The organism is Aeromonas sp. V90_14 (assembly GCF_029967615.1).
Lineage (GTDB): Bacteria > Pseudomonadota > Gammaproteobacteria > Enterobacterales > Aeromonadaceae > Aeromonas > Aeromonas hydrophila.
The window spans coordinates 1-12,418 of the sequence record NZ_JASCAS010000041.1 but is presented as its reverse complement, the minus strand read 5'-3'; the positions used below and the strand labels follow the sequence as shown (position 1 = coordinate 12,418).

Here is a 12,418-nt window from a genome sequence, read left to right as displayed (position 1 = left end):
CTGAAGCGATCACCCGATTGGAGTCTTGTGTGCGTCTACTCTCTGCCGTTGCTTTCACGCTGCTGTTACCGGCAATCACCGCCTGCTCAGGCCTGCCGGGGCGCCAGCCGGATGGCCCGGCCCCCCTGTTCAGGACCCACATCAACGAGGAGGGGAGCAAGCGCTTCACCTTCGAAGCCGCCCCGCTCGATACCCTGCCCACCCGCCTGCAGGACGATGACGGCAGCCGCCTGAGTCGCAGCAAGAGCCTGCTGGAGCGGCGTGAAGCGCTGCAGGATGCCCAGCTCACCCAGGCGCTGGCCGAGCGCAAGTACTGCCGCGAAGGCTACATAGTGCTCAGCCAGACCTCCTGGAAGATCCGGGGTGAATGCAACGAGACCGCCACCCGGGCCGACCGCGACACCTTCCCCAACAAGGCCTCCTGGCAGGACTGAGCAGCGCCGGCCATAAAAAAACGGGCAGCCCCAGGGCTGCCCGTTTTGTCATGTTCGTGATCGCGTAGATCAGACCGGCGCATCGGCCGGGCTGGTCAGCTCGGCGCCATTGTCGACGCGCTTGTGCCCTTCCACCAGGTGGACGAAATCCACCAGCTCGTCACCAGAGACCCGGAACGCCTGGCCGAAGCCCTTGACGAACAGCCCCTGCTCGGGCTTGAGACGAAACAGCACGAAGTCCTTGAGGTTGGAGAGCCCTTTGACTATCTCGCCGAAGCGCCCTTCCAGCGCCGCAATGGCCTGCTCCCAGCGCACGTCGTCGCGGGCCACCACTTCGGCCACCGCATCGAAGGTGAGACGCTTGCGGGCAAACAGTTCGCGGGCCCCGTTCTCGTCCTCGATCAGCATCAGCGACACCTTGGGCACCTGTTGCAGGTTGCGGGCGTGGCGGGCGATCTCGGAGATGAGCACATAGTAGCCATCTTCCTGCAGCACGAAGGGGGCATAGCTGGCATTGGGGTTGCCTTCACTGTCCACCGTCGCCAGCTGCAGGGTGCGGCAACCGTCGCGAAACTCGCGGATCTCCGGTTGCAGGCGGTTCTGCAGACGCTCCTGACGTTCACTCATGCTTTGACTTCCTCTTGATACTGGTGGCGCAGGGCCATGAAGCGTTCCACCTGGGCCGGCAGCAGCTGACGCTGCTCGTCACGCCCCAGATAGACCTTGAAAATGCAGCGGCCGCTGTGGCCGAAGAACTGGAAGGAGTGCCCCTCCTTGCCCATGAACAGCTTGCTGACCAGGGCGATGCCGACCACGTTGTCGAGCTTGAGGTGGCCGTGCATCTCGCCGTCGCGCCCCATCAGGTTGTAGTAGCCACGGGCGCTCTTGCCACGGGGGAAGGGGGCCTTCACCTCGAAGATGGAGCCGTCGGACTCGACGATGGTGGTCACCTGGCCCCAGTCGGCCAGATCCGCCAGCAGGGCTTCCGCCTGCTCGGCGGGTACCAGGGTGACCAGTTCGGCCGGCAGGTGGCGTACCACCTCCCATTCGCTGACGGCCAGCTCGGCGGCGATGGTGGATGGGTGAGCGCTGGGATCTTGTTCCAGCAGCCCATGAATGCGTTGTGCAATGCTCATCGGTTCTCCCTTGGGGTGCCTGCGGCATCCCTGTTCTGTCATGGCGGATACTGTAATGAAGGCCCCAAACCAATGCAATTGATAATCGCTTTCATTCTCAGTGCATTTTTTTCGACGGCTTGATATTCTCGGCGGTAACCCAACTTCATTCACCCTTCGGAGGTTAGCATGGGCCGTCGTTTTGCCCTCGCACTCAGCCTGCTCGGCTGCTCAGCCCTGTCCCTGCCCGTTCTGGCGCAGGAACGTATCGTCAGCATAGGCCCGGCCACCACGGAACTCATTTTGGCGCTGGGCGGTGAGCAGAGCCTCATCGCCACCGACATCAGCAGCCCAGAGCCGAAAAACCTGCCACGGGTCGGCTATCACCGCGCTCTTGCCGCCGAAGGGATCCTGAGCCTGGCGCCGACCCGGCTGGTCGGCAGCGACGAGATGGGACCGCCGCCCGCCCTGGAGCAGTTGCGCAGGGCCGGGGTCGAGGTGGACGTGCTGCCCACCGCCCCCACCCTCGCCAACCTCAACCAGCGCATCGATACCCTGGCCGCCCTGCTTAAGGACCCGGCCGCCGGCACCCGCCTGAAGGCCGAGATCCAGGCCCAGAGCGAGCAGCTGGCCGCCCAGGCCAAGCAGAACAAGCCGCTCAAGGTGGTCTTCCTGCTGCTGCACAAGGGTCAGCCCACCAGCATCGCCGGCGGCAACACTACCGCCAGTGCCCTGCTCACCCTGGCCGGCGGCATCAACCCGGTGGCCCAGCTGCAAGACTACAAACCCGTCTCCACCGAATCCCTGATCGAGCTGCAGCCCGATCTGGTGCTGGTGAGCGGCCGCGACTGGCAGCAGTATCAGGATCCTGAAACCGTGCTGAGCCAGGTGCCCGCCCTTTCCGCCACCCCGGCCGGCAAGAACAGGGCCATCCACGCCATCGACGGTCACGCCCTGCAAGGGGGGCTCAGCCTTACCTCGCTACAGCAGGCCAGCCAGATCGCCAAGTGGATCAAGCTGGGTTCATGATGCGTCTGCCACTGCCCTGGCTGCTGTGCCTCACCGGCGGCGCACTGGCGCTGCTGCTGGTCGGATCCTTGGCGACCGGCCCCATGGCCCTCTCCTTTGGCGAGAGCCTGCGCGCCCTGTTCGCCGGCCAAGGGAGCGGGATTGAGGCCCACAAGCTGCTGATCGTGCAGGAGATCCGCCTGCCACGTACCCTGCTCTGCATCGCGGTGGGGGGGATTCTCGGCCTCTGCGGCGCCGTAATGCAGGGGCTGTTTCGCAATCCCCTGGCCGACCCCGGCATCATCGGGGTCTCCGGCGGGGCGGCGCTCGGCGCGGCGCTGGCCATCGTGCTGCTGGCGCCCCTCGGCCAGCAGTGGCAGAGCCTGCTCGGCATCGGCCTGCTGCCCCTGCTCGCCTTTCTCGGCGGGGCGCTGACCACCACCCTCGTCTATCTGCTCGGCACCCGGGAGGGGGGCACCTCGGTCACCGTCATGTTGCTGGCCGGGGTGGCCGTCACCGCGCTGTCCGGTGCCGTCATCGGCCTGCTCACCTATCTCGCCGACGATCAGATGCTGCGCAACCTGAGCCTGTGGCAGATGGGGTCGCTGGCGGCGGGCAAGCCGGTGGACGTGGCGCTGGCGCTGCTGACCCTGGTGGCCCTGCTCATTCTGTTCTTGCGCGATGCCAACCCCCTCAACGCCTTGCTGCTGGGTGAAGGGGAGGCCCGCCACCTCGGCATTCAGGTGCAGTCCCTCAAGCGGCGGCTGATCCTGCTCACCGCCGCCGGGGTCGGCGTGGCGGTGGCGGTGGCCGGCATGATCGGTTTCGTCGGTCTGGTGGTGCCCCACCTGGTGCGGCTGCTGGCCGGCCCCAACCACGTCCGGCTGCTGCCACTCTCCGCCCTGCTCGGGGCTGCCCTGCTGCTGGGTGCCGACATGCTGGCCCGCACCCTGCTGGCGCCGGCCGAGATGCCGGTCGGCATCATCACCGCCCTGCTGGGCGCCCCCTTCTTCATCTGGCTGCTGGTCAAGGGCCGCCGGACGCTTTAACCGGAGGACTCCTCTTGTCTGCTTCATCGACCCTGCTGCACTGTCGCCAGCTCTGCCTCAGCCGGGGCGGCCGCCCCATCCTGGACAGGCTCGACCTCAGCCTGCAGGCGGGCAGCCTCACCGCCCTGCTCGGCCCCAACGGCGCCGGCAAGAGCTCGCTGCTCAAATGCCTCACCGGCGAGCTGGAACATCAGGGGGAGATCCGCCTGTTTGGTCGGGAGCGGCAGGAGTGGGCCGGCACCGAGCTGGCCCATCGGGTCGGGGTGCTGCCGCAGAGCTCATCCCTGAACTTCCCCTTCCTGTGCGAGGAGGTGGTGGCCATGGGCCGGCTGCCCCACAGCGAACCGGCCAGCCGGCGCGACCAGATAGTCGGGGCCGCCATGACCCATGCCGGGGTCGATCACCTGGCCGGCCGCCTCTATCCCGGCCTCTCCGGCGGGGAGCGTCAGCGGGTGCAGTTCGCCCGGGTGCTGGCCCAGATCTGGCAAGCACCGGACGAACCGCAGCAAGCCCGGCTGCTGCTGCTCGACGAACCCACCTCGGCGCTCGACCTCAAGTACCAGCACCAGCTGCTCACCATGGCGCGCGCCCTCGCCGCCCGCCATACCGCCGTACTGGTGGTGCTGCACGACCTCAATCTGGCGGCCCGTTACGCCGACCGGCTGGTGATGCTGGAACAGGGCAGAGTGATGGCAGACGGTACCCCGCGCGAGGTGCTGACGCCTGATCTCATCGACCGGCTCTACGACTACCCGGCCCAGGTGATCCTCCACCCCGAAAGCGGACTGCCCATGGTGGTGTGATTCGGTGATGGCCGTGCGGCAGATAGCAACAGAGCGCCATCAGGCGCTCTGTTTGTTTGCAAGGCGGGCAGGCTTATCACCCACCAAGAAGCCTCATATGATTCCTTTCTCGTCAAGCGATCTGATAACGGCCCGGCTTGTGGTTGAGTGTCAACACCAGGTTACAGATGATGGCCGCCACCACCGAGAGCGCCAGGATCCAGGGCTGCACCACGAAGCAGGAGGCGATGACGATAGTGCAATCCAGCCCCATTTGCAGCTTGCCGGCGCGGATGCCGAACCGATCCTGAATAAACAGCGCCAGGATGTTGAAGCCGCCCAGGCTCGATTTGTGGCGGAACATGATGAGCAGCCCCATGCCGATCAGGGTACCGCCGATCAGCGCCGCGTAGACCGGCTCAATCTTGCCGATTTGCAGCACGGCGTTGAGGTGATCCGTCATGAAGGAGACCGCCGCCACCGAGACGAAGGTGTTGAGGGTGAAGCGCGGCCCCATCCTGAACCAGGCCAGGGCATAGAAGGGCAGGTTCATGCCGAAGAACAGCAGGCCGAAGCTCAGCCCCGTCACCTGCTGCAGCAGCAGCGCCAGCCCGGCGGTGCCGCCGGTGAGCAGACCGACCTGATGAAACAGAAAGATGCCGAGGGAGACGAAGCCGGCCGCGGTCAGCAGGGCGATGACGTCTTCATAGAGGGGGTGCGCAGTCCGAACGGAGTGCGCCGAGCCAGGGGTGTTGTCCATAACCGGTATCCAATAGCGAAGTGAAAGAGTGTCTGTTGCCCGTCTGGCGGGCGCGAGCCCTGTCCGCAGGGCTTCGTTATGGGGTTCAGTCTATTTTTTGCGACCATGATCACAATAGTCGCCGCCCACGCCCCGTTTTGGTGCCTGTCATTCTCCATTGACAGCCGCTGCACCAAGATGCAGCATGCCGCGCCTGAACCGCGCCGACGCAGGCGGTTTGCCATGGCACAGACGCGCCGGCTCTGCTACAAAGCGCGCAACCCCCTTTTCCCATCACCGTCAGGAGCCCCATGATCTGCACAGGACCCCAATCATGAAGTATCTGGTCACCGGCGCCGCCGGCTTTATCGGTTTTCACGTGGCCAGACGGCTGTGCGAGGCGGGCCATCAGGTGGTGGGGCTGGACAACCTCAACGACTACTACGAGGTGAGCCTCAAGGAGGCCCGCCTGGCGATGCTGACCCCCTTCCCCCATTTTCGCTTCGTGCAAGGCGAGCTGGCGGACCAGGCCGGCATGGCCACCCTGTTTGCCGAGGGGCGGTTCGAGCGGGTGATCCACCTAGGCGCCCAGGCGGGAGTGCGCCACTCGCTGGAAAACCCGTTTGCCTACAGCGAGAGCAACCTCACCGGCATGCTGACGGTGCTGGAGGGGTGCCGCCAGCACGGCATCCGGCATCTGATCTACGCCTCCTCCAGCTCGGTCTACGGCATGGGCGAGCAGCTGCCGTTCAGTGCCGATCAGCAGGTGGACCACCCGGTCTCCCTCTATGCCGCCACCAAGAAGAGCGGCGAGCTGATGGCCCACGCCTACTCGGCGCTCTACGGCCTGCCCACCACGGGGCTGCGCTTTTTCACCGTCTACGGCCCCTGGGGCCGGCCCGACATGGCCATCGCCAAGTTCACCCGCGCCATCCTGGCGGGCGAGCCCATCGACGTCTACAACCAGGGCGATCTCAGCCGCGACTTCACCTTCATCGACGACATCGTCGAGGGGATCCTGGCCGTCGCCGAGCTGCCGCCCCGCCCCAACCCTCACTGGCACGCCGGCGAGCAGAGTCCGGCCGAGAGCGCCGCGCCTTACCGCATCCTCAACATCGGCCATGGCCAGCCGGTGCGGCTGCTCGACTTCATCGAGGCGCTGGAACAGGCGCTGGACAAGCCCGCCATCAAGCGGATGCTGCCGATGCAGGCGGGCGACATGCACGCCACCTGGGCTGACAGCGAGCCCCTCCACACCCTCACCGGCCTGCGCCCCGCCACCTCCATCAAGGAAGGGGTCGCCGCGTTCGTGCGCTGGTATCTCGACTACTACCAGCCCGCCCGCTGACCCATTCAGGCACGGCGTGCCTGCCGAGCGGGCACCAGCACCATGACCGCCATGGTCAGCAGCACGCCGAGCACGCCCCAGCCCACCTGCCGCCAGATCACCTCCTCCCCGCTCAGCATGCCGGTCAACAGCACCAGTACCGGGATCAGGTAGGTGTAGGCCGAGACCTGCTCCGGCTGCAGCACCACGCTCCCCTGCTGGAACAAAAAGAAGCTGAGCGCCGTGGCAAACAGCGCCAGATAGGCAAGGCCGAGCCAGAGCGGCAGCGACACCTGCTGCCAGTCGGTTGTCAGCAGCCGCGGCGCCGCCACCAGGGTGAGCAGCAGGGTAGCGCAGATCAGGGTCCAGCAGGTGAGGTGGGCAAACGACTCGCCCCGGTAGTAGCGCTTCACCAGTATGGGGTTGAGCGCCATCCCCACGCAGCCGAACAGATAGATGCGGTTGCTGGGGGTGAGGCTCAGGCTCGCCAGCTGGCTCAGCTCACCGCGAAAGATGATGAGAGCGGCCGCCACCATGCCCCCCAGCAGGGCGAACGCCATCGACCAGCCGATGCGGCGCTGCAGCACAAGCATGCTGGCCAGCGCGCTGATGAGGGGCACCGTGGTGTAGAGTGCGCTGGCATCGAGGGCGCTGGTCTCCTGCAGCGCCACGAACATGGCGACGAAGTAGCAGAGGGCAGGCAGCGAGATGAGGGTATAACGCCCCAGATCCCGCAGCGAAGGCAGCACCAGACGGCGCTGGCAAGCCAGCAGAATCACGAAGGTGAGCGCCGCCAGCAGGTAGCGCGCCCAGGTGACCACCAGCGGGTCCAGCACCGCGGTGAGGGCACTGCCGATGGGGAAGGAGAGGCTGATGAGCAGGGTGAACAGCAGCACCTTGCCGTGGGCCTGCACAAAATGAAAACGGGGATGGGACATGGCATGCACCTGTGCAAAGGGGCGCCCCGCCGGGCGCCGCACTGGATGGGAATGATTCAATAACTGCCGTCGGCAGCAACCGGCTTCTTGCCCTCGATAGTGGCCAGCAACTGGCCAAGCAGGCTGGAGGCGCCAAAGCGAAAGCGCTCGGCAACCAGCCACTCATCGCCAAAGAGTGCGGCCGCCATGGCCAGATACTCCCCCGCCTCCTGCGCGCTTTTCACCCCGCCTGCCGCCTTGAAGCCCACCCGGTGCTGCGCACCGCACTCGGCGATGGCCGCCAGCATGGTGCGGCACGCCGCTGGGGTGGCATTGACCGGCACCTTGCCGGTGGAGGTCTTGATGAAGTCGGCCCCCTCCTCGATGGCAAGCAGGGAGGCGGCGCGGATAAGCGCGGGCTCCTGCAGCTCGCCGGATTCGATGATCACCTTGAGCAGCCGCGTCCCACACAACGCCTTGCAGCCGCGCACCAGCGCCCGGGCGGGTGCCTCGTCCCCCGCCTTGAGCGCACGCCAGGGGATCACCAGATCGATCTCGTCGGCACCATCGAGAAGGGCTGCGCGGGTCTCGGCCAGCACGCTGGTCAGCTCATCGTCTCCATGGGGGAAGTTGACCACGGTGGCGACCTTGATTTCGGGGGTGCCCTGCGCCGCCAGGGTGAGCCTGGCCAGCCCCACGAAGCGCGGATAGATGCAGACCGCGGCCGTGTTGCCGACCGGGGTCTGCGCCTGGTGACAGAGGGCGATGATGCGCGCGTCGTGGTCATCGTCGTTGAGGCTGGTGAGATCCATCAGGCGGATGGCCCGGCTGGCGGCCTCGGTGGCAGCGCAGGCTGGTGAAAAAGCAGTATCTGGAATCATGGAAGGCTCCTGTCAGGATAAGAAAGGGGCGCCGCAGCGCCCCGGAACAAGGGATGGGACGCTCAGGCCAGGGAGAAGAAGATCCCGGCGATGGCGGCGCTCATCAGGTTGGAACAGGTGGCAGCCAGCACGGTACGCAGGCCGTAGCGGGCGATGAAGTCGGTGCGGGAAGGGCAGAGGGTGCCCAGGCCACCGATCAGGATCCCCATGGAGGCCAGGTTGGCAAAGCCGCACAGGGCGAAGCTGATGATCACCTTGGACTTCTCCTCCAGCACCTGCAGACCGGCGGCGGTCACAGTGCTGGCGTCTCTCAGGTAGGGGGAGAGGTCGCTGTAGGCCACGAACTCGTTCACCACCAGCTTCTTGCCGATCATGGCGCCGGCGATGCCGATGTCCGCCAGCGGCACCCCGAGCAGGAAGGCGAGTGGCGAGAAGATCCAGCCCAGGATGAGCTCGAGGGAGAGCGGCATGCCCACCATCTCCCCCACCCCGCCCAGCAGGGTGTTGACCAGGGTCACCAGCCCGATCATGGCGATCAGCATGGCGCCGATGGCCGCCGCCAGCTTGAGGCCGCTGCTGGCCCCCTCGCCTGCCGCCGCCAGCACGTTCTCCGGCTTCTTGCCATCAAACTGGATGCTGTTGTCGAACACATAGTCCGGCTGGCTGGTTTCGGGAATGATCAGCTTGGCGAACAGGATCCCGCCCGGCGCCGCCATGAAGGAGGCGGCCAGCAGGTACTGCATGTCCACACCCATCATGGCGTAGCCCGCCAGCACGGTGCCGGAGACCGAGGCCATGCCACCGCACATGACGGCGAAGAACTCCGAATCGCTCATCTTGGGCATGTAGGGCTTGACCACCAGCGGCGCCTCGCTCTGACCGACGAAGACGTTGGCCACCGCCGACATGGACTCGGTCTGGGAGGTGCCGAGCAGCCGCGCCATGGCGCCGCCGATGAAGCGGATCACCAGCTGCATGATGCCGAGGTAGTAGAGCACGGCGATCAGCGCCGAGAAGAACACCACCAGCGGCAGCACGTTGAGGGCAAACACGAAGCCGATGCCGTCCACCGAGAAGTTGACCAGGTTGCCAAACAGGAAGTGGATGCCCGCCTTGCCGCTCGCCAGCACGGCGTCGACCCCGTGGGCCATCCCCTCCAGCGCCCGGCGCCCCAGCGGTACATAGAGCACCAGGGCACCGATGGCCACCTGCAAGGCCAGCGCCAGCCCCACGGTGCGCAGGCGAATGGCCCTGCGGTTGGTCGATGCGAGCACGGCGATGAGGATCAGCGCCGCCATACCGAGAAATCCTGCTGCAAACATAACTGACCTCCTGGTCGTTCCCTGCTTACTGGAAGTGGTGCTTGATAAAGGCGTTGATGAGGCGGATGAAGTCCGTTTCCGCCAGCTTGGCGCACTTGAGGGTCTGCTCGTGGGAGAGCTGCACGTCGCCAAGCCCCTCCGCCATGTTGGTGATGGCGCAGATGGCCAGCACCGGCAGCGCACAGTGGGCGGCGCTGACTACCTCGGGCACCACCGACATCCCCACCACGTCACCACCGATGATCTGCATCATGCGGATCTCGGCCGCGGTCTCGAAACAGGGGCCGCTGTAGGAGACGAACACCCCCTGATTGACGGCGATCCCCTCCCGCTCGGCCAGCGCCAGCGCCTCGCCGCGCAACCCCTTGTCATAGGCATTGGCCAGGCTGAAGAAGCGCGGGCCGTAGGCCTCGTCATTGGCGCCCGTCATGGGGGTGCCCGGCATGGTGTTGATGTGATCGTTGAAGATGACCAGGGAGCCGACCCCGATCCGCTCCGGGCGCAGCGAGCCGGCCGCGTTGGTCACCAGCAGCAGCTCGCAGCCCAGCCGCTTGAAGGTGCGCACCGGGGTGGTCATCACCTTCATGGTTTCGTGTTCGTAGTAGTGGCCGCGCCCCTTCATGCAGACCACATCCACTCCGTGCAGCTTGCCGAGCACCAGCTCGCCGCTGTGGCCAGCCACCGTACTGACCGGGAAGCCATCCAGCTCCTCGTAGGGGATGGTGACCTTCTCCTCCAACGCATCGGCCAGCACGCCGAGGCCGGAGCCCAGGATCATGGCGGCGCGGGGGGCGAAACCCGGCTTGCGGGCGAGAATGGTGGCGACGGCGTTGAGTACCGGATCTTGTTGCATGAGCTGCACCTCTTGAGGCTGTAAATGGGACATGGCGCTCACTCTAGGGGAGGTATTGGGCGATAAAAATCGCTAAAATCGGCCTGACTATCCTGATTTTCAGCACAATTTCCTGCCGGGAAATGGCTGAAAACCAAAGGAAGCGGCATGAATGGCGCTGATTGGCCCCGTTTTGCCGCCAACCAGCCCCGCCACGGTCAAAACGGACCGGCAAAGGTGTGAGACGGATCGACCATCCGCCGCGCAGCGGCCCTGCTGCTGCCCGCACCGGTCGCGCAAACTTTGACGGGGATCGCACCCGGCCCTCAATCAGCCACCGAAGGAGGTCGCTTGGCCCTCGACAGTCACTGGCGCGATCGCGTCACCCTCAAGATGCTGCGCTACTTCCATGCGGTGGCCAGCCAGGGACACTTCAGCCGGGCCGCCCTGCAGCTCAATGTCTCCAAGTCGCCGCTCAGCGCCCAGATCAAGGAACTCGAATCCCTGCTGGGGCTGGCGCTGTTCGAGCGCCACACCCGCCAGGTGAGCCTCACCGCCACCGGGAGGCTGCTGCAGGCCGAGTGCGCCCTGCTGTTCGACGTGCTGGAAAGCGGCCTCAACCGGGTGGTGCAGGCGGGGCGCATGGAGCGCAACCAGATCCGCATCGGGCTGGTCAGCTCCATCTTCTGGGCCGGCTTTGGCGAGGTGATCCGCCAGTGTCACCAGCGCCACCCCGAGTTCGAGATCACCTTCACCGAGCTCTCCCCCGAACGGCAGAAACAGGCGCTTTCGCGCAAGGAGATAGACCTCGGCCTCGCCCGCTTCGCCGACACCGTCAACATCCATCCGCTGCTGGCCGAGACCATCTATCGCGAGTCCATGGTGCTGGTGGTGTCGGACGAGCATCCGCTGCGGGATCGCAAGCTGGTCTCCCTGCCCGAGCTGGCGGGGGAGCCGTTCGTGCTGATGAGCCGCGCCAACTCCTCCTCTACCGACCTCATCATCAACGCCTGTCTGGTGGAGGGCTTCTACCCCCACCTCAACCAGGAGGTGGTCGAACCCAACACCCTGATGGCGGTGGTGGCCACCAGCCTGCAGGTAGCGCTGGTGCCGGCCAGCTACGCCCACCAGAAGTGGCCCCACGTGCGCTTCATCCGGCTCGAGCAGGCGATCCCCGCCGATCTCTGCGTGCTTTACGCCCCGCCCGGCGACGGCCAGCCGGCCGCGGTGGCTATCCGCCACTTCATCGACACCATGAGCGCGCAGATGAACCGGCCGACCGCGGATTGATGAGTTAATCGGATGGCGCTTAACTATCTCCGCCCTTAGGATGGGGATGTGAAGCGGATGGCGGTTTGCCGGGCACCGGCTGGGGTATACTGGCCACACTTGGTGCCACACGGGCACGCATCCGCGCCCTCACCATGATGAGAAGGAGTCACCTCATGATCCGTATTCTGCTGTTGCTGGGCGCCGCCCTGTCTGCCTACGGACTGCAACAGAGCCATACCCTGGCGCCGCTGCTGAGCCTGCTCGGCCTGCTCTCGCTCTGGGTGGCGAGCGAAATTCGCCTGATGTATCGCCAGCTGCCCGCCGCCGAGCCGGACGAGCAGCCCTATCACCTCGACGTCTGAGGGGCCAGCAAGGCCCCTCTCTTCCTCTCTCCTTGTTTATGCCTGGTCAATTCCATGAAACCGACTCGTACCCTCTGCTCTCTGCTGTTGCTGCTTGGCTGCCTGCACGGCGCCCCGCTGCAGGCCCGCACTCCCTGCCCGGCCGGCGATGACTGCCCGCCGGCGGACAATGGCCAGTGGCTCCCGGAACCGGGCAGTGATGGCGGCGCCGGTGCCGACGGCATGGACGGTGCTGATGGTATTGATGGCGCTGACGGTATCGATGGTGCCGATGGTGCCGATGGTGCCGATGGTGCCGATGGTGCCGATGGTGGCGATGGTGGCGATGGGGCCGATGGGGCCGATGGGGCCGATGGGGCCGATGGGGCCGATGGGGCC

Annotated in this window: 15 protein-coding genes; 7 read left to right on the top strand and 8 right to left on the bottom strand. The window is 65.9% G+C overall.

Annotation, left to right across the window (positions count from 1 at the left end):
- Positions 1–29 precede the first annotated feature (29 nt).
- Complete coding sequence (locus QLG02_RS16510) at positions 30–434, top strand: lipoprotein (RefSeq protein WP_043159620.1); 405 nt, start codon at positions 30–32, stop codon at positions 432–434.
- A gap of 69 nt (positions 435–503) precedes the next feature.
- Here QLG02_RS16510 and hutZ read toward each other — a convergent pair whose 3' ends face one another.
- On the bottom strand, positions 504–1,061 hold the full coding sequence (gene hutZ / locus QLG02_RS16505; RefSeq protein ID WP_011704904.1) for a heme utilization protein HutZ: 558 nt from the start codon (positions 1,059–1,061) through the stop codon (positions 504–506).
- The gene (gene hutX, locus QLG02_RS16500; protein ID WP_011704903.1) at positions 1,058–1,570 is read right to left on the bottom strand and encodes a heme utilization cystosolic carrier protein HutX; all 513 of its coding nucleotides are present in this window, start codon (positions 1,568–1,570) and stop codon (positions 1,058–1,060) included. Before hutX ends, hutZ begins: the two co-directional genes overlap by 4 nt.
- Before the next feature lie 168 nt (positions 1,571–1,738).
- Between hutX and QLG02_RS16495 the strand changes: the two genes are divergently transcribed.
- The 3 genes from QLG02_RS16495 to QLG02_RS16485 are packed head-to-tail and all read left to right on the top strand — an operon-like array spanning position 1,739 to position 4,409.
- Complete coding sequence (locus QLG02_RS16495; RefSeq protein WP_282465677.1) at positions 1,739–2,578, top strand: ABC transporter substrate-binding protein; 840 nt, start codon at positions 1,739–1,741, stop codon at positions 2,576–2,578.
- Complete coding sequence (locus tag QLG02_RS16490) at positions 2,575–3,606, top strand: iron ABC transporter permease (RefSeq protein ID WP_010634923.1); 1,032 nt, start codon at positions 2,575–2,577, stop codon at positions 3,604–3,606. The genes QLG02_RS16495 and QLG02_RS16490 overlap by 4 nt, the downstream gene beginning before the upstream one ends.
- Before the next feature lie 14 nt (positions 3,607–3,620).
- Positions 3,621–4,409, top strand: a complete 789-nt coding sequence (locus QLG02_RS16485; RefSeq protein WP_101149408.1) for a heme ABC transporter ATP-binding protein — start codon at positions 3,621–3,623, stop codon at positions 4,407–4,409.
- A 112-nt stretch (positions 4,410–4,521) separates the two neighbouring features.
- On the opposite strand, the gene QLG02_RS16480 is transcribed toward QLG02_RS16485, so the two are convergent.
- Positions 4,522–5,148, bottom strand: coding sequence for a YitT family protein (locus QLG02_RS16480; RefSeq protein WP_043159627.1), 627 nt, complete (start codon positions 5,146–5,148; stop codon positions 4,522–4,524).
- A gap of 313 nt (positions 5,149–5,461) precedes the next feature.
- Here QLG02_RS16480 and QLG02_RS16475 point away from each other — a divergent pair, with 313 nt between their 5' ends.
- Entirely contained in the window at positions 5,462–6,475 is a 1,014-nt protein-coding gene (locus QLG02_RS16475; RefSeq protein ID WP_077095426.1) for an NAD-dependent epimerase, read from the top strand.
- 5 nt (positions 6,476–6,480) lie between these two features.
- Here QLG02_RS16475 and QLG02_RS16470 read toward each other — a convergent pair whose 3' ends face one another.
- The 4 genes from QLG02_RS16470 to xapA form a co-directional block, all read right to left on the bottom strand.
- A complete protein-coding gene (locus tag QLG02_RS16470) occupies positions 6,481–7,392 on the bottom strand; it encodes an EamA family transporter (RefSeq protein ID WP_077095425.1) in 912 nt (303 codons plus the stop codon).
- 56 nt (positions 7,393–7,448) lie between these two features.
- Positions 7,449–8,252, bottom strand: coding sequence for a deoxyribose-phosphate aldolase (gene deoC / locus QLG02_RS16465; RefSeq protein WP_077095424.1), 804 nt, complete (start codon positions 8,250–8,252; stop codon positions 7,449–7,451).
- 62 nt (positions 8,253–8,314) lie between these two features.
- Positions 8,315–9,574 (bottom strand): NupC/NupG family nucleoside CNT transporter, encoded by a 1,260-nt coding sequence (locus QLG02_RS16460; protein WP_282465676.1) that lies wholly within the window; start codon positions 9,572–9,574, stop codon positions 8,315–8,317.
- 25 nt (positions 9,575–9,599) lie between these two features.
- Positions 9,600–10,427: a xanthosine phosphorylase gene (gene xapA / locus QLG02_RS16455; protein ID WP_041216603.1), complete on the bottom strand. Its 828-nt coding sequence runs from the start codon at positions 10,425–10,427 to the stop codon at positions 9,600–9,602.
- 330 nt (positions 10,428–10,757) lie between these two features.
- Here xapA and QLG02_RS16450 point away from each other — a divergent pair, with 330 nt between their 5' ends.
- Together QLG02_RS16450 and QLG02_RS16445 are read left to right on the top strand one after the other, a co-directional pair.
- Positions 10,758–11,696 carry a LysR family transcriptional regulator gene (locus QLG02_RS16450; protein WP_282465675.1) on the top strand — a complete coding sequence of 313 codons (939 nt, stop codon included), beginning with the start codon at positions 10,758–10,760 and terminating at the stop codon, positions 11,694–11,696.
- Between the two features lie 155 nt (positions 11,697–11,851).
- Complete coding sequence (locus QLG02_RS16445; RefSeq protein ID WP_011704892.1) at positions 11,852–12,040, top strand: hypothetical protein; 189 nt, start codon at positions 11,852–11,854, stop codon at positions 12,038–12,040.
- A gap of 36 nt (positions 12,041–12,076) precedes the next feature.
- Here QLG02_RS16445 and QLG02_RS16440 read toward each other — a convergent pair.
- The coding region (locus QLG02_RS16440) for a hypothetical protein (RefSeq protein WP_348994637.1) at positions 12,077–12,418 on the bottom strand (342 nt) is incomplete at its 5' end.